This is a genomic window from Streptomyces sp. NPDC006430 (genome assembly GCF_040612395.1).
Lineage (GTDB): Bacteria > Actinomycetota > Actinomycetes > Streptomycetales > Streptomycetaceae > Streptomyces.
On record NZ_JBEXQA010000015.1, the window covers coordinates 126,054 to 141,529 of the forward strand.

Below are 15,476 nucleotides of genomic sequence, written 5' to 3' on the forward strand. Positions count from 1 at the left end.
TCACCGTGCCGGCCACCACTTGTACGTGGTGGCCGGCACGGTGAGCTCGTTCTCGTGGTGTGACCGGCCCCTTCCCGGGTTACGAGGCCGAGGCGGCGTTGAGCTGCTCCTCCAGGGCCGCCAGCGTCCGGTAGCAGGGCATGACCTGGGCGATGGAGGAGTTCGGTTCGCGGCCCTCAAGGATGGCGGCGACGAACTCGCGGTCCTGGAGCTCGATGCCGTCCATCGACACGTCGACGCGGCTGACGTCGATCGGCTCGTCCTTGCCGGTGACGAGGTCGTCGTAGCGGGCGAGGTAGGTTCCGGTGTCGCCGATGTAGCGGAAGAACGTACCGAGCGGACCGTCGTTGTTGAACGACAGCGACAGGGTGCAGATGGCACCGTTCGCCGCGCGCAGCTGGATCGACATGTCCATCGCGATGCCCAGCCCGGGGTGGATGGGGCCTTGGACGGCGTTGGCCTGCACGACCGGCGAGCCGGTCTGGTACGCGAAGAGATCGACGGTGTGCGCGGCGTGGTGCCACAGCAGGTGGTCGGTCCAGGAGCGCGGCTCGCCGAGCGCGTTGAGGTTCTTCCGGCGGAAGAAGTACGTTTGCACGTCCATCTGCTGGACGGCGAACTCGCCCGCCTCGATCCGCCGGCGTGCCCACTGGTGGCTGGGGTTGAAGCGGCGGGTGTGGCCCACCATCGCGACGAGCCCCGTGCGCTGCTGCGCCGCCAGGCACGCCTCGGCGTCCGCGAGCGAGTCGGCGAGCGGGATCTCGACCTGGACGTGCTTGCCCGCTTCGAGGCAGGCCAGCGTCTGCGCGGCGTGCAGCTGCGTGGGGGTGGCGAGGATGACAGCGTCGATGTCGTCCATCGCCAGCACCTCGTCCAGGGAGGCGACGGCGCGGCCCACACCCTGCTCCGCGGCGAACTTCTGCGCGCGTTCGAGGCTGCTGCTCACGACGGCGGTCACCTCGACACCCTCGATGCGCCGGAGCGCGGCCGCGTGCTTGGCGCCGAAGGCGCCGCCGCCGGCCAGGGCGATCCTGAGGGCTCGATCGTCGGTCATGTCAGTTCACTCCTTCGGCGGGCTCCTGAGCCCGGGGGTGGTTGTCGAGGATCAGATGGCCGACGGCCGTGTTGGACGCCGGCACATGGTAAAAGCGGTGTTTGACGTCGACCCGTCCGGACCCGTCCACGTCGCTCATCGCCCCGCGGGCGATCAGCCACATGACCAGCTCGATGCCCTCCGAGCCGGCTTCCTCGACGTACTCCAGGTGCGGGACCTGTGCCAGGCCGGCCGGGTCGGCGATCAGCCGGTCGAGGAAGGCGTTGTCCCACTCCTGGTTGATCAGACCGGCGCGCGGGCCCTGGAGCTGGTGGCTCATGCCGCCGGTGCCCCAGACCTGGACCTTCAGCGGTCTGTCGTACGACTCGATCGCCTTGCGCAGCGCCTGACCGAGCCGGAAGCACCGGGCGCCCGAGGGCACGGGGTACTGCACCACGTTGACGTGGAATGGGATGACCTTGCACGGCCACTTCTCGACGTCCCCGAACATCAGCGACAGCGGGACGGTCAGGCCGTGGTCGACGCTCATCTCGTTGGCGAGCGTGAGGTCGAAGTCGTCCCTGACGAGCGAGTGCGCGATGTGCGCGGCCAGGTCGGGGTCGCCCTCGATGCCGGGGACGGGGCGGGGCCCGTACCCCTCATCGGCGGTGGCGTAGGCCGCGCCGGTGCCGAGTACGAACGTCGGGATCAACGTCAGGTCGAACGCGGACGCATGGTCGTTGTAGACCAGGAAGATCACATCGGGCAGGTTTTCCCGCTCCCACTCCTTGGAGAACTCGTACCCCTCGAAGACCGGCTTCCAATACGGCTCTTCGGTCTTGCCGTGGTCCATCGCCGCGCCGATGGCCGGCACATGAGAAGTGAAGACCGCGCCGGTGACGGTGGCGTGCTCGGCGGGGGGTGCCTGGTCGGCGTGCGCCGCCTCCAGGACGGCGTGGTCGATGCGGTTGCCCTCGACGGAGCGGCCGCCGCCGACCATCATGGCGCGGTACTCCGCCTCGGTCATACCGGTCATCGAACCCGCCATCTGCTGGAACGAAAGCCCCAGCGTGGCACCCCACTTGGCGAGGAAGTAGATGTTTCCGCCCTCGTCCACGGCGGCGTTGAGGTCGCGGTCGAGCAGCGCTCGCTTCTGTTCCTCCCGCAGCGGCCACGCATCCAGGTAGGTGCGCTCGCCGGCGAGGTACAGGGCGCGGTTCTCCGCCGTCATCAGCGACATGCAGAACTGGTTGAGGTGGTAGCCCTTGGCGGACTGTTCGGTGTCGAAGATCGTGGTGCCCGGCACCAACTTGTAGGTTTTGTCCAGTGACATGGTGGCCTCCGGTCGTGGGCGGGTCAGCCGGCGTCCGGCCAGTACAGGCGCATGGGGTTCTCGACGAGGAGCCTCTGCTGCAGGTCCGGCGCCGGTGCGATGTGCGGGATGAAGTCGACGAGCAGACCGTCGTCGGGCATGTGGGAGACGAGGTTCGGGTGAGGCCAGTCCGTGCCCCACAACACCCGGTCGGGGAACTCCCCGACCACGCGCCGGGCAAACGGGACGACATCGCGGTACGCCTCATGCTCGCCGTCGAGGGCCGGTGGGCCGCTCAGCGTCAGCCGCTCCGGGCAGGTGACCTTGCACCAGATGTCGGGCCGGGCCCGCATGAAGTCGAGGAACGTCTCGAACTCGGCGCCGTCCGGGTCCTTGGAGGTGTCCGGCCGGCCCATGTGGTCGATGACCAGCGGCACTGGTACGGACAGGAAGAAGTCGCGCAGGCCGGCGAGGTCGGCGGCCTCGAAGTAGACGACGACGTGCCACCCGTACGGTGCGATCCGCCCGACGACGTCCATGAGGTCCTGTCGCGGGGCTGTGTCGACGAGCCGCTTGACGAAGTTGAACCTCACGCCGCGCACCCCCGCCTCGTGCAGCTCGCGCAGCTCCTCATCGGAGACGTCGGGCCGTACCGTCGCCACGCCCCGGGCCATGCCTTTCGAAGCCCGCAGCGCGTCGACCATCGCGCGGTTGTCGGCGCCATGGCAGGTCGCCTGGACCACGATGTTCCGGGCGAAACCCAGGTGGTCGCGGAGCGCGAAGAGCTGGTCCTTCGACGCGTCGCAGGGGGTGTACTTCCGCTCCGGCGCGTACGGGAACTCGACGCCCGGCCCGAAGACGTGGCAGTGCGCGTCGACGGCACCCTCGGGGATCCGGAAGCGAGGGCGGCTCGGATCGGCGTACCAGTCCAGCCAGCCGGGAGTCCTCTCGAAGCTCGTCATCATCGTCAGTCCTCGTAGCGCAGCCCGAGCTCGGCCAGCGGGCCGCGCATGCCGTACAGGTCCAGGCCGAGCTCGCCCACGCGGAACTGGGCGCGCTTGCTCTCCTCGTTGGCCTCCCGCCGCGCCGCCGCCTCGGCGACCTCGGTGGCCCGCTCGCGCGGCACCACCACGACGCCGTCGCGGTCCGCCACGACGACATCGCCGGGCCGGACGAGGGCGTTGGCGCAGACGACCGGGACGTTGACCGAGCCGAGGGTGGCCTTGACCGTGCCCTTGGCATTGATCGCCCGGGAGAAGACGGGGAAATCCATGTTCTCCAGGTCGGCTGTGTCCCGGACGCCGCCGTCGATGACGAGCCCGCGGCAGCCGCGTGCGCGGAAGGAGGTGGCGAGCAGCTCGCCGAAGAAGCCGTCCTCGGACTCCGTCGTGCAGGCCGCCACCACCACGTCCCCGTCCTGGACCTGCTCGGCGGCGACGTGCAGCATCCAGTTGTCGCCGGGCTGGAGCAGCACGGTCACGGCCGTGCCGCACATCTGGGCCTTCGGGTAGATCGGGCGCAGGTAGGGGCGCATCAGGCCGACCCGGCCCATCGCCTCGTGGATGGTCGCGACGCCGAACTGCGACAGTGCGGCGACGTCCTGCGGGTCGGCGCGGGTGATCGCAGTCTGGACGACACCGAGCCGGGTGTGTTCCATGTGTCCTTCTCCTGGGTCAGTGGGTCAGTGGGTCAGTGGCCGGCGGAGGTGAGCCGGGCGGCGAGTCGGGGGTAGACGCGCAGGGCGTTGCCGGAGTAGACGGCGGCGCGCTCCTCGTCCGAGAGGTGCGGGGTGGCGTCGACATACCGCTTCGTGTCGTCGAAGTGGTGACCGGTGCGCGGGTCGATGTCGCGGACCGCGCCGATCATCTCGCTGGCGAAGAGGACGGACCGGCTGGGGATCACTCGGGTCAGCAGGTCGATGCCGGCCTGGTGGTAGACGCAGGTGTCGAAGAAGACGTTGTCGAACAGCGCTTCCGGGTCCGGCCTGCCGAGCGCCATCGCCAGGCCGCGGAATCGTCCCCAGTGGTACGGGACGGCGCCGCCGCCGTGCGGGATGACGAACCGGAGGGTCGGGAAGTCGGAGAACAGGTCGCCCTGGACGAGCTGCATGAACGCCGTGGTGTCCGCGTTGAGGTAGTGCGCGCCGGTGGTGTGGAAGGCGGGGTTGCACGAGGTGCTGACGTGGAGCATCGCGGGGATGTCGTACTCGGCCATCGCCTCGTAGAGCGGGTACCAGCTGCGGTCCGTCAGAGGCGGTGCGGTCCACTTGCCGCCCGACGGATCCGGGTTGAGGTTGACGGTAACCGCCCCGAGCTCCTCGACCGCGCGGCGCAGTTCCGGCAGGCAGGTCGACGGGTCGACGCCGGGGGACTGCGGCAGCATCGCGCCCATCGCGAAGCGGTCGGGATAGAGCGTGCTGACGCGGTGGACGAGGTCGTTGCAGATCCGCGCCCACGTCGAGGAAACCCGGAAGTCGCCGATGTGGTGGGCCATGAAGCTGGCCCGCGGGGAGAAGACCGTCAGGTCGCTGCCGCGCTCGTCCATGAGGTGCAGCTGGTTGCCCTCGATCGCCTCCCGCAGGTCGTCGTCCGTGATGACCAAGTCGTCGGGGTCGGGGGCCTCCGCGGGGGAGCCGACTGCCGCCACCTGCCGGTTCCGCCACCGCGCCAGCTGGGGCGGAGCCGTGGTGAAGTGCCCGTGACAGTCGATGATCATGAGGTCTCCTGGGAGTCGTCGGGGTCAGCCCTGGGAACCGACGGGCCAGCCGGTGTACTGCTCGGCGAGGTAGGTGCGGCCGGCGCGGGTGCCCACCACGTTGTCCAGCTCGCCGAGCTGGCGCCTCAGGTCGAACGGCGACCCGCCCGGCGCGGTGTGCAACAACTGGGTCATCCAGTGGGAGAAGTTCTGCGCCCGCCACACCCGCTGCAGGGCGCGTGGCTGGTATTCGTCGAGCGCGGCCCCGCCCGCCGGTCCGAGCGCCCGCAGGAGCACCTCGGTCAGGACCCTCACGTCGTGCAGCGCGAGGTTGAGCCCGCGGGCGCCGGTCGGTGGCACGGTGTGGGCAGCATCGCCGGCGAGCGCCATCGAGCCCCAGCGCATCGGTTCCTGCACGAACGAGCGGAACCTCAGAACGGTTTTCTCCAGGACCGGCCCCTCCTTGAGCCGGAAGCCGTCCTCGCCGGCCACCCGGGCCTGGAGCGTCTCCCAGATGCGGTCCTCCGGCCAGGCGTCGACGGATTCGCCGGGGGAGCACTGGAAGTACATCCGCTGCACGGTCTCGGTCCGCTGGCTGATCAGCGCGAAGCCGTGCTCGGAGTGGGCGTAGACGAGCTCCGGCGCGCTCGCCGGCGCCTCGGTCATGATGCCGAACCAGGCGAAGGGATACTCCTTGCCGTACCGCACCCGCCGGTCTTCGGGCACGAGGTTGCGGCACATGCTGCGGGATCCGTCCGCGCCGACCACGTACCGTGCGCGGATCTCGTGCCGAGATCCGTCGGCAGCGGTGTACCGGACCCGTGGAGCGGTGGTCGTGACGTCGAGAGCCTCGGTGTCGCTGACGCCGAAGTGGACCGTGCCGCCGTCGCGTTCCCGCGCGTCGGCCAGGTCGATGAACACGTCGGTCTGCGGGTAGAGCCAGACGGACTCGCCGACCAGAGCCTTGAAGTCGATCCGGTGCGCCCGGCCGCCGAACCGCAGCTCGGTGCCTTCGTGTTCGCGGCCCTCGCGCAGGATCCGGTCGCAGACGCCGGTCTCGACGAGGTCGCGGGCCGCATCGGCCTCCAGGATTCCGGCCCGCTGAGTCGTCTCGATCTCACGCCGGGTACGGGTGTCGAGCACGATCGCGTCGACTCCGGCACTCCCCAGCCGGTGCGCCAGCATCAGGCCCGCTGGGCCGGCGCCGATGACTGCGACGGGAACCGAGGCAACGGTGTCGACGACGGCGTCGGCCATGGCATCTCCTGAGCAACTGTGAACGTTCCGAACACGTCGAACGTTGACACCCAGGGCATCGGCCGGTCTCTGGCCTTTCCGTCAGGCGGAAGCAGGCAGGTGCATCAGGCAGAGGGGCGGGTACGCCGGCCGAGCTCGTCGGAGATCCCGTATGCGGCCCTCAGCAGCGGTTCACGCAGCCCGCGCGCACGGCTCGCACCGCGTGCCGTGATCACGATCCCCAAAGTGGCGCTGACAGGACCGTTGCGGCCGATACGTACAGGAGCGGCCACCGCGACCGTGCTCTGCGAGAGCTGCCGGTCGCTGACGAAGACCTGTTCGCGGCGGATCCGGTCCAACTGCGCCCGCAGCGTCTTCGGGTCGGTGACGGTGTGCGGGGTCCAGGCCCGCAGAGGTGATGCGAGGACCTCCTCCTGGATGTCCGGCGGCGCGTGGGCCAGCAGAACCCGCCCCATCCCGGTGGAGCCGATCGGGAAACGGGTTCCCACCATCGTCAGCAGCTCCACCGACCGATGCCCGGCGATCCGCTCGATGAACACGAGCTCCGTGCCTTCACGTACCGCGAGTTGGACGTTCTCGTGCGTCGCCTCGTAGAGGTCCTGCATGAACGGCAGCGCCACGTCACGCAGGATCTGGGTGCGCGGGCATCCCGAGGCGATCTCCCACAGCCTCAGCCCGACGTGCCACGACCCGTCCTCCCCGCGCTCCAATGCTCCCCACCCCGCCAGCTCGGCGACCACGCGGTGCGTCGTGCTCAGGGCCAGTCCGGTGCGCTGGGCGATCTCCGACAGTGTCTGCGACGCGTGCTCGCGGTCGAAGGCCGCGAGCACCTCGAGGACTTTTCCTGCTGCTGTGCTCCCGGTTGCGCTCACGCGGTCAGTCTCGCAAATCCGCGTTGGGCAGCCCGCACCGAGCGCCGTACCATCTGCCGGACACCAAGGAGGCGACGTGAACAGAGTGATCTCCGGGCTGTCCTCGATGGCGACACGACCGCTGCTGGCCGAGCTGTCCGAGCACATCCGGCTCGTGCACGGACTCCCCGTGCGTTTCGAGGCCGCCGGCGGGGTCGAGATCGCGCGGCGGGTGCGCGAGGGCGCCGAGGCCGATCTGCTCGTGCTCGCTGACGGAGCGCTGGCCGCGCTGGAGAAGGAGGGACTTCTTCTGGCAGGCACGGCGCGACCGCTGTGGACCTCCCAGGTCGTCGCCGCCGTGCCAGAGGGCTCACCGGTTCCGGTGCTCGACTCGGAATCCGACCTGCGGGCCGTTCTGCGGTCCGCGAAGAAGATCGCTTACTCCACCGGTCCCAGCGGGACGGACCTGATCGATCTGATCAGCCGGCTGGGTCTTGCCGACGCGCTCGCCGGCCGGCTTGTCCAGGCACCGCCGGGCGTGCCGGCCGGAAGCCTGCTGTCCTGTGGCCAGGCCGACTTGGCGTTTCAGCAACGCAGCGAGCTGATGGACCTGCCGGGCGTAGTCATCGCCGGACCGCTGCCAGGTGACAGCGCCATAAACTCGACATTCGGCGGAGGCGTACTGTCCTCAGCCTCCCAGCCGGGCCTCGCTCTCGAGGTCCTCGATCTCTTCGGTTCCGACATGGGGTCCAGGACCGCTCGTGCCAGGGGCATGCGGGCTTCGGGGAACAGCCGCAGCGCATGACGCACCGCGTGCCGGGCAGCCCGGGGCAGCTGCGGCGCCCGGCAGGCACCCGATGAACCGGTCGAACGCGCCTTGCCGCTCTGCGGTGAACTGGGGCAGGCAGTCCTTCGCCGGGAAGCCCACGTGGGTGAGCCCGTCGTTGGTGGTGAAGGTGGGGGCCATGTGCTGCCGGCAGCTCGCCCCCGCGGGGCTCCCCGCGGTGCTCCTGGAGGAGCGCCGGGCCGCCGGTGGTCTGGCCGTCCGGCGCCGGGCCGATCCGGTCACTGCTACACGGAGTAGGTCGTGATGGAGATCGAGGTGCCCGAACCGGTCGGGCTGACCTGGACGGTTACTCCCTTGCCGTCCCGCCTGGCCATGAGGTTGACACTGAACTCCCCTTGATATTTGGAGACCGTGGTCCATCCGTCCCGGGCGAGAGCGTCCACATAGAACGAACCCACCTTGCTGACCGAGTCGTCGGTGTGCAGCAGCGTGAACCCACCGACGTGGCTGACCACGGTTGCGCCCGGATATGTGGGGATCGGCCCGGAAGCCGTCCTGGACGGCGTCACCGACTGCGACGAGGCCTGGGTGGTGGGCGTCTGTGCGGGAGTCGAGTCATCGGAACACGCGCCGAGCATCATGAGAACCGCAGCAGCGCCCGCTGTTGCGGCGCTCGCGAGTCGCCATCTCATCTCCGTGCACCTCCATTGGGCTTGCCCGAATTTCGCCGGCCCCGGAACCCCGCTTTCCACCATCGCCGGGGCCCTGAGCCACGGCAACCGGAGGGGACCTCCGGGCGGTTCCGGACTCAGTCGCCCGTGCCCGCCGTACCGGCATCGACCGATGAGCTCTCCACGCTCTACGGGTCGCTGTCCTGGCTACGGCTTGACCACGATGCGGACGGGGTTGCCCTCCTTCGTCCGCAGTCGCTCGACACCCCGGGTGATCTCTTCCAGGGGCAGTACGTCGGAGACCGAGCGCGTCAGATCGAGACGCCCGGAGGCCAGCAGGCGCATCAGGCGGGTGAGATGGCGCGTGGTGTACCCGTCGTGGCCGAGGACGGAGTGGTTGTACCAGCCGAAGAGGACCGTGCTCTCGGCGAGGTGGATCGACTCCGGCGACATGCCGATCATGACCGCCCGCCCGTGCCGGCCGAGACTGGAGACCGCCTGGTCCAGCGCGCTGCCGACCCCCGACAACTCGACCGCCAACTCCAGTCCCTCACCGTCGGTCAGCTTCAGGACCTCCTCGCGGAACCCGCCCGTACGGGGGTCCAGCGCGTGGTCGGCTCCGGCCTCCAGGGCCCGCCGGCGGGCGGCTTCCAGGGTGTCCACGGCGATGATCAGGCTCGCACCGGCCAGGCGGGCGATCTGGACGGCGTGGACACCGAGGCCGCCGACGCCCCACACACCGACGGTCTCGCCCGGGCGCAGGCCACCGCGGTCGATGAGCCCGGAGAACGGTGTGGCCACCGCGTCGGCACAGATCGCCGCTTGCTCGATCGGCACGCTGTCGGGCACCTCTACCAGCGTCTGGTACGGGGCGGTGACGTACTCGGCCCAGGCTCCGTCCCAGTCTTGCCCCATCACCTGGGGGGCGAGGCAGGGCTGGCCGTCCCCGCAGTGGCGACACGTACCGCAGCCCCTTCCGGGCGCGATGACCACTCGCTGACCCGGCTGCCAGAACGGCACCCCGGACCCCAACCGGGCGACCGTGCCCGCCGGCTCGTGGCCGGGGGTGACCTGCTCCAGCGGACAGGGCAGAGTGCCGTCGATCATGTGGACGTCCGACAGGCAGATGCCGCAGGCTTCGACGCGGACCACTACCTCGCCCGCCCCCGGAGCCGGAACCGGCACCTCCGCCACCCGCAGTCGGCGGCCTTCGCGGGAAAAACGCGCCGCACGCATGGTCTTCGGTGTCATCGTTTCACCTCCGCGAGCCCGGACGCCGTGCCGGGAACCGACTGCTCGGCGCAGGGGCGCTGTCGGCGCCAAGGGGCGGTACGGCGCAATGGGTTTCGGCGTCACCAGCCGGGTCGGGCTCGTCCCGCGCGCCCGCGCGCCCGCGCGCCCACCGCGCGGACCGCGTGTGTCGGCGCACCCGGCCTGCCGTTCGGCATGGTCGGAGCGCCGCTCGTCGGCGCCCCGTACGGAGTCGATGTTCCTCCTCCGCGCTGCGGTCAGCTTCCGCTGATCTCGACGTGCGGCGGCCTGGCCGTCTCAGAGCCGGCCGGGCCGGCGGTGTACGGGCAGCGTTATCGCAGTTCACCTCCGCGATCGGACACATGGATCACTTCCCATGGTCCGCCCCGCCCAGCGGGTCTGCGAATCGTGCATCGGAGGTGTCGGCACAGCTCAGCCACACCCTAGCTGGCCGCGTCGTGACGGGGCGGGCGGTGGGTCTGTGCTGTCGCGGTCAGGCGAACGATCGGGATGTGGCCGATCTGCGCCGGCCGGACGAGTGGCGGCGTGCTGTCGGGTGTCACAGGCGCACGATGATCAGGGCGATGTCGTCGCGGGCGCCGCTGACCACGCCGAGGCGGGCCAGCAGCGCGTCGGCGAGGCGTTCGGTGCCGTACTGGGCGTAGCGGGCCAGGGCGTCCATGAGCCGGTGCAGACCGGCGTCGATGTCCTCGCCCCGTCGTTCGATGAGCCCGTCGGTATACAGAACGAGCGTGTCGCCGGGGGTGTAGGACAGGCCGGCCTGGGGCCGTGAGGCGTGCTGGGGGCGCGCGCCCAGCGGCGGGTCGGTGGCCTGGTCCAGCAGGTCGCAGGTGCCGTTGGGGTGCAACAGGATCGGCGGGGGATGACCGGCGCTGCTGTAGGTGATCGTTCGCCTGCCGGCGTCGATGACCGCCTGCAGGGCTGTGGTGGCCAGCGCCCCCTCGACGGACCGGGAGTACAGGCCCAGGACCTCCAGCGACCTGGCCGGCTCGGGCAACGCCCGGACCGCGGCGGACAGCGCGCTGCGGAGCATGCCCATGACGGCGGCCGCTTCCAGGCCGTGCCCGACGACGTCACCGACCGCGACGGCGAAGCCGCCGTCGGGCAGGTCGACGACGTCGTACCAGTCGCCGCACACGTTCAAGGACCCGGCGGCGGGCAGGTAGCGCACCGCGATATCGGGATGCCGGGCCAGATCCGGTGAGTGGAGCATGGCTTCCTGCAAGGTGACGGCGATCTGGCGCTCCCGGGCGTGGGCCTGGTGCAGTTCCTCGTTCAGTCGCAGCAGCTCGCGCGCCCGCGCGTACAGCTCGGCCTCCATCGCCTCCCGCCCGGACAGCGCCCCGCCCCCGCCGCCGGACGGGCGGCCGGTGTGGGACAGCACGAACTCGGTCACGTCCTCCACCCGGTGGATGATCCACGCCACCTGCCCGTCCGGGCCCAGCACTGGGGTGTTGATCGGAGACCACCACCGCTCCTCGAACACCCCGGGCCGGCCGGGGACGGCGATGTCGTACTTCTGCACCGCCATCGCGTCCGGCTCCTTCGAGCGCAGGGCCCGGTGCAGGGAGGCGTCCAGGTTGCGCACCCCGTCCGCGCTCGGGTCCGCCGGATTGTCGGGGAAGGCGTCGAACAGGTACTGCCCGACCAGCTCCTCCCGGCTACGGCTGGTAGCCCGCAGGTAAGCCTCGTTGACATCGACGATCACCAGATCGGGGCCGAGGACCAGGTACGGGCTGGGCGTGGCCACGAACAGCGCCTTGTAGTCGATCTCCAACGTCACGGTCGTTGTGCCAGTCCTCTCCGGTCCCCGAGTTCTCGCCCATCCAATCGGGGAGCGCGGCCGTGCGCCCGTCGTGATCCGCCAACCGGCGGTCCGTGGACGGCGCGCCACACATGTGGCCGGCCGGTCTTACGCCGCCTGCTGGGCCCGGGGCGCTGTCCTCTGCCTCACCGGCGCCGTCGCGCCGGGTTCCGGCATGCGGTGCGAGGTGGCCGAGCACGGTCAAGGCGGATGCGGTGGTCGGCGCCGACAGCCGGGGCTTCGACGGCAGCAAGCTGATCAACGGCCAGAAGCGGCACGCCGTGGTCGACACACTTGGCCTGCCCCCGGGGTGACGGTCACCGCAGCGGACGTCGGCGACCGTGCCGCCGCCCAGCACTGGGTCAAGGCCGCAGCGGGCGGCCATCTCCTGGCAGGTCAGCGGTCCTTGGCCGAGCCGGCTGCGGTCCGCGAGAGCTTGGACTCCTTCCGGCTTCGGGCGCGGGTTTCAGCCGAGGGCCCCGAGGAGGCCGTCGCACGCCTGCTGGCAGGAGCGGCACGCTTCCGCGCAGATGCGGCAGTGCTCGTGCATGTCGGCGTGGCGGGCGCATTCGTCCGCACAGGCCTTGCAGGCGGTGGCGCAGGCGGTGAGGATCGCGCGGGTGATGTTGGCGTCGTAGCCGGTGTGGCGGGAGAGGACCGCGGCGGTGGCGCTGCAGATGTCGGCGCAGTCCATGTCGGTGCGGATGCACTTGGCCAGATCGCCGACCATTCCCTCGGAAAGGCACGCGTCCGCGCATGCCGTACACGCCTGCGCACAGGCGATGCACTCCTCGATGCAGCGGGTCAGCTTCGCCTGGTCGACATCGCCGAGGTCGGCGGGGTAGGTGGCGAGCATGTCTTTGACAGTGCTGGACATCGCGGCAGCCTCCTTCGCGCCGCGGGCCGGCGGGCCGGGGCAGCCGCGCCTGGAAGAGACCCCCGGCATCATGCGGTTCACCACCAGCGTGGCGCGCAAACACCTTCGGGGCATCCCGTGGCGTGGGGAGAAGCCGATGCTCCGACCCTTGATGCCGACCGTGTGGCCGGGCCGGGCGCCGCCCTTCTGGGCGACGCCCGCCGGGTTCAGCCGATGTTCAGGGTCAGGGCGGCGGTGTGGAGCTTCCCGCCGGTCTGGAACTGCAGGAACAGCCGCCAGTTGCCCGCGGTGGGCAGCTCCGCGTGGAAGGCGAGGTCCGGCCCGCCGTTGTCGCCGGTGACCTCTGTGGTCGGGTGCAGGTGGGCGAACGCCTGGTCGCCTTCGTGGAAGGCGGTCAGGTGGGCGTAGGTGTCCAGGTACGGCTGGAGGTCGGCGACGGGCTTGCCGTCCTTGGTGACCGAGACGGTGAGGGGGTGCGCCATGCCCGCCATGGGCCGGCCCTTGACGGTGATGGTGTACCCGTCGACCTCGGCCGTGGTCGCCGGTGCGGGCAGCGGGGTGTCGGCGGCGTTGCCGGGCACGGTCACCGTGCGCGACAGCACCAGGTCCTTGCCCTTGCCGCTCCCGCTGTCCGGGGTGAAGGAGGTGAACATCCGCCAGGTGCCGGGCGTGAGGGCGGCCAGGTCGGCGGTCCAGGTGCCGTCGGGGGCCATGACGGGGTGGATGTGCTGGAAGCCGGTCAGGTCGGAGCGGATGGCGTAGAAGTGCATCCGCTGGGTCTGCTCGAGCGTGAACACGGTGACCGGATTGCCGTCCGAACCGCTGATCGTGAACCGGTACGCGCCCGGCTTGCCGGACGCCAGGGTCGTCTCCGGGGAGGTGAGGCGGTAGCCGTCCTGGCTGTCGGACAGGCCCGGGCCCGCCGCGGCCATGTGATCCATGCCGGGCATGTCACCCATCGGCGACGATGCGCTCGGCGAGGCGGAGGAGTGGGTGCTGCCGTGGTTCATGCCGGGCATGGCCGAGGAGCCGTCGGACGAACCGCAGGCGGCCAGGGCAAGGGCCAGGGCCACGGCGGTGCCGGCCGCGGCAAGAGCGCGGCGCCGGACGGTGAAGCGGTGGGAAGCGAACATCTGTCGGGGTCTCTCCGGGTGGGCGCACCACAGCGATGGCGCGCGGGAACGTGAAGGGGCGGCGCTTGAGCCCGGCCGGTGGTCGGGGCTCGGCGGTGCCGGTCACGTCCGCGCGATGCAGACCCGATTCAGTAGATCTCGCCCGCCGTCAGGTGGGCCGCGCCATCCGGCCCCGCCTCTGGCTGCCCGCAGGCGCGCCGGCAGCCCTGCCATGAGCGCCCCGAGGCCGGCCACGGCCAGGAGGCCGGGGGCAGGCGGCGGAATCCGTTCGTGTGCGGGGGTGGAGACGCAGGACCATCCGCCCGTTCCCGGCATCGGGGAGGCCTTGAGGGTCGCTCCATGACCGGCGGCGGCCTCGGCCGCCGGGCTCATTGCCGCATGGTCGTGGCCGTCGGTCATGGGAATGACGTGGGACATTGCACTGTGACAGCCCTCGGCGGCAGTGGCCGGCGTGCCGTGCATGAGGAACAGGCCGAGCAGGACTGCGCACACTGCCAGGAGCCGGGGGACGCCCCGTCTGCCTTGCTGTCCGCTACCCACCGCTCTGCCTTTCGATCGCTGCTGTCTCGAGGGATGAGCTCCGACATTACCCCGGCGGGGTACGTCGGTGCATGTGCGCTTCTCTCCGACGGGGCTGGACCGCTTCGCCGGGGGCACTCGGCAGTTCGGGGGCCTGGCGTAGGCCGGTCCGCTCCCAGGCCGACCCGTGCCGCGCGTGCGTAACCCGTGCTCTGCCAGTGCAGCTGTTCGGGGGCGTGGGCGTCGGTGTCCACGGCGAACCGGCAGCCCGCGGCGGCCGCCTGTAGGAGCAGGTCGTCCGGGGGGTCGCGCCGTTCGGGCCGGCAGTTGATCTCCACGGCGGTACCGGCCTCCGCGCAGGCGGCGAACACGGCCTCGGCGTCGAAGCGGGACTGGGGGCGTCCCCGGCCGGTGATGATCCGTCCCGTGCAGTGCCCCAGGACGTCGACATGCGGGTTGCGCACTGCGGTCACCAGGCGGGCGGTCATCGGTTCCGGTTCCGAGCGGAGATTGGAGTGCACGGATGCCACGACGATGTCGAGCCGGGCGAGCAGGTCTTCGTCCTGGTCCAGTGAGCCGTCGTCGAGGATGTCGCACTCGATGCTGGTGAGCAGCTGGAAATCCGGGCCCAGCCTGGAGTTCACGGCGGCCACGGCCTGCAGCTGGCTCCTCAACGCGCGGGATCCAGGGCATCGAGGCGTATGGGCGGCAGGCGATGGTGCGGATGGCGGGCGACACCCTGTTCCTGTCGCTGTTCACCGCCGGCTGGAAAGTGGTGGCCGCCGGCTGCACACCGAGGCCCGACCAGCCCTACGACTGCCTGATCAAGGGGGCGTGAGGGTGCGGATCCTCTTCGTCACCACCCTGGTGGTCATCCTCGGCGGGCTCGGCTACTTCGTCATCATCGGGGTGCTCCAGCGATGACCGACAGCCGCGAACCGCGCAGAGGGTTCTGGCGGGAGAACAGCCTGACCGTCGCCTTTGGCATCGCCTTCCTGGTGGTGTTGGTCTGCCAGGCCATCGCCGGGCACGCCGAGTTCAACGAACAGATGACGGTCGAAAGCCTCCAGCCGCTCAGCTTCGGCGAGTACCTGACGTCCTCGGACTTCGCCGTGGACGTCACCGAGAACTGGCAGCCGGAGTTCCTGCAGTTCTTCCTCTACATCTTCGGCACCGTCTACCTCGTCCAGCGCGGTTCCCCCGAATCCAAGCCGGTCGGCGCCGCCCACACCACCACCGGGGTCGAAGGCTGACCGGCTCCGGCGG

Annotated in this window: 15 protein-coding genes and 2 pseudogenes; 4 read left to right on the forward strand and 13 right to left on the reverse strand. The window is 70.5% G+C overall.

Annotated features, from left to right (window positions below):
• Positions 1-79: 79 nt before the first annotated feature.
• From ABZZ20_RS22210 to ABZZ20_RS22240, 7 genes are all read right to left on the reverse strand, one after another.
• Entirely contained in the window at positions 80-1,054 is a 975-nt protein-coding gene (locus ABZZ20_RS22210; protein ID WP_356872079.1) for a Gfo/Idh/MocA family oxidoreductase, read from the reverse strand.
• A 1-nt stretch (position 1,055) separates the two neighbouring features.
• Positions 1,056-2,366, reverse strand: a complete 1,311-nt coding sequence (gene ligA / locus ABZZ20_RS22215; RefSeq protein ID WP_356872081.1) for a protocatechuate 4,5-dioxygenase subunit alpha — start codon at positions 2,364-2,366, stop codon at positions 1,056-1,058.
• A 23-nt stretch (positions 2,367-2,389) separates the two neighbouring features.
• Complete coding sequence (locus ABZZ20_RS22220) at positions 2,390-3,307, reverse strand: amidohydrolase family protein (RefSeq protein WP_356872149.1); 918 nt, start codon at positions 3,305-3,307, stop codon at positions 2,390-2,392.
• Positions 3,308-3,312: 5 nt separating this feature from the next.
• Positions 3,313-4,002 (reverse strand): 4-carboxy-4-hydroxy-2-oxoadipate aldolase/oxaloacetate decarboxylase, encoded by a 690-nt coding sequence (gene ligK / locus ABZZ20_RS22225; protein WP_356872083.1) that lies wholly within the window; start codon positions 4,000-4,002, stop codon positions 3,313-3,315.
• 32 nt (positions 4,003-4,034) lie between these two features.
• Complete coding sequence (locus ABZZ20_RS22230) at positions 4,035-5,060, reverse strand: amidohydrolase family protein (protein ID WP_356872085.1); 1,026 nt, start codon at positions 5,058-5,060, stop codon at positions 4,035-4,037.
• 24 nt (positions 5,061-5,084) lie between these two features.
• Positions 5,085-6,296 carry a 4-hydroxybenzoate 3-monooxygenase gene (locus ABZZ20_RS22235; RefSeq protein WP_356872087.1) on the reverse strand — a complete coding sequence of 404 codons (1,212 nt, stop codon included), beginning with the start codon at positions 6,294-6,296 and terminating at the stop codon, positions 5,085-5,087.
• A 104-nt stretch (positions 6,297-6,400) separates the two neighbouring features.
• Positions 6,401-7,168 (reverse strand): IclR family transcriptional regulator, encoded by a 768-nt coding sequence (locus tag ABZZ20_RS22240; protein ID WP_356872089.1) that lies wholly within the window; start codon positions 7,166-7,168, stop codon positions 6,401-6,403.
• Positions 7,169-7,253: 85 nt separating this feature from the next.
• On the opposite strand from ABZZ20_RS22240, the gene ABZZ20_RS22245 reads away from it, so the two are divergent.
• The gene (locus ABZZ20_RS22245; RefSeq protein ID WP_356872091.1) at positions 7,254-7,952 is read left to right on the forward strand and encodes a substrate-binding domain-containing protein; all 699 of its coding nucleotides are present in this window, start codon (positions 7,254-7,256) and stop codon (positions 7,950-7,952) included.
• Between the two features lie 266 nt (positions 7,953-8,218).
• Here ABZZ20_RS22245 and ABZZ20_RS22250 read toward each other — a convergent pair whose 3' ends face one another.
• From ABZZ20_RS22250 to ABZZ20_RS22260, 3 genes are all read right to left on the reverse strand, one after another.
• Entirely contained in the window at positions 8,219-8,626 is a 408-nt protein-coding gene (locus ABZZ20_RS22250) for a hypothetical protein (RefSeq protein WP_356872093.1), read from the reverse strand.
• Between the two features lie 186 nt (positions 8,627-8,812).
• On the reverse strand, positions 8,813-9,856 hold the full coding sequence (locus ABZZ20_RS22255; RefSeq protein ID WP_356872095.1) for a zinc-binding dehydrogenase: 1,044 nt from the start codon (positions 9,854-9,856) through the stop codon (positions 8,813-8,815).
• 559 nt (positions 9,857-10,415) lie between these two features.
• Positions 10,416-11,660: a SpoIIE family protein phosphatase gene (locus ABZZ20_RS22260; protein WP_356872097.1), complete on the reverse strand. Its 1,245-nt coding sequence runs from the start codon at positions 11,658-11,660 to the stop codon at positions 10,416-10,418.
• 254 nt (positions 11,661-11,914) lie between these two features.
• On the opposite strand from ABZZ20_RS22260, the pseudogene ABZZ20_RS22265 reads away from it, so the two are divergent.
• Positions 11,915-12,024, forward strand: a pseudogene (locus ABZZ20_RS22265) (IS5/IS1182 family transposase); the annotation flags it as partial.
• Between the two features lie 123 nt (positions 12,025-12,147).
• Here the strand turns inward: ABZZ20_RS22265 and ABZZ20_RS22270 are convergent.
• The 3 genes and pseudogenes from ABZZ20_RS22270 to ABZZ20_RS22280 all read right to left on the reverse strand — a co-directional run.
• A complete protein-coding gene (locus tag ABZZ20_RS22270; RefSeq protein WP_356872099.1) occupies positions 12,148-12,558 on the reverse strand; it encodes a four-helix bundle copper-binding protein in 411 nt (136 codons plus the stop codon).
• Between the two features lie 206 nt (positions 12,559-12,764).
• Positions 12,765-13,691, reverse strand: a complete 927-nt coding sequence (locus ABZZ20_RS22275) for a hypothetical protein (protein WP_356872101.1) — start codon at positions 13,689-13,691, stop codon at positions 12,765-12,767.
• A gap of 683 nt (positions 13,692-14,374) precedes the next feature.
• Positions 14,375-14,884 (reverse strand): annotated as a pseudogene (locus ABZZ20_RS22280) (PHP domain-containing protein); the annotation flags it as partial.
• A gap of 41 nt (positions 14,885-14,925) precedes the next feature.
• On the opposite strand from ABZZ20_RS22280, the gene ABZZ20_RS22285 reads away from it, so the two are divergent.
• Positions 14,926-15,048 carry a hypothetical protein gene (locus ABZZ20_RS22285; RefSeq protein WP_356872103.1) on the forward strand — a complete coding sequence of 41 codons (123 nt, stop codon included), beginning with the start codon at positions 14,926-14,928 and terminating at the stop codon, positions 15,046-15,048.
• An 82-nt stretch (positions 15,049-15,130) separates the two neighbouring features.
• Positions 15,131-15,463 carry a DUF6766 family protein gene (locus ABZZ20_RS22290; protein WP_356872105.1) on the forward strand — a complete coding sequence of 111 codons (333 nt, stop codon included), beginning with the start codon at positions 15,131-15,133 and terminating at the stop codon, positions 15,461-15,463.
• Positions 15,464-15,476 lie beyond the last annotated feature (13 nt).

Bases quoted from the DNA above. Each gene is read 5' to 3' on its own strand.
- ABZZ20_RS22210 (WP_356872079.1), bottom strand. From the start codon at position 1,054: ATGACCGACGATCGAGCCCTCAGGATCGCCCTGGCCGGCGGCGGCGCC.
- ligA (WP_356872081.1), bottom strand. From the start codon at position 2,366: ATGTCACTGGACAAAACCTACAAGTTGGTGCCGGGCACCACGATCTTC.
- ABZZ20_RS22220 (WP_356872149.1), bottom strand. From the start codon at position 3,307: ATGACGAGCTTCGAGAGGACTCCCGGCTGGCTGGACTGGTACGCCGAT.
- ligK (WP_356872083.1), bottom strand. From the start codon at position 4,002: ATGGAACACACCCGGCTCGGTGTCGTCCAGACTGCGATCACCCGCGCC.
- ABZZ20_RS22230 (WP_356872085.1), bottom strand. From the start codon at position 5,060: ATGATCATCGACTGTCACGGGCACTTCACCACGGCTCCGCCCCAGCTG.
- ABZZ20_RS22235 (WP_356872087.1), bottom strand. From the start codon at position 6,296: ATGGCCGACGCCGTCGTCGACACCGTTGCCTCGGTTCCCGTCGCAGTC.
- ABZZ20_RS22250 (WP_356872093.1), bottom strand. From the start codon at position 8,626: ATGAGATGGCGACTCGCGAGCGCCGCAACAGCGGGCGCTGCTGCGGTT.
- ABZZ20_RS22255 (WP_356872095.1), bottom strand. From the start codon at position 9,856: ATGACACCGAAGACCATGCGTGCGGCGCGTTTTTCCCGCGAAGGCCGC.
- ABZZ20_RS22270 (WP_356872099.1), bottom strand. From the start codon at position 12,558: ATGTCCAGCACTGTCAAAGACATGCTCGCCACCTACCCCGCCGACCTC.
- ABZZ20_RS22275 (WP_356872101.1), bottom strand. From the start codon at position 13,691: ATGTTCGCTTCCCACCGCTTCACCGTCCGGCGCCGCGCTCTTGCCGCG.
- ABZZ20_RS22285 (WP_356872103.1), top strand. From the start codon at position 14,926: ATGGTGCGGATGGCGGGCGACACCCTGTTCCTGTCGCTGTTCACCGCC.
- ABZZ20_RS22290 (WP_356872105.1), top strand. From the start codon at position 15,131: ATGACCGACAGCCGCGAACCGCGCAGAGGGTTCTGGCGGGAGAACAGC.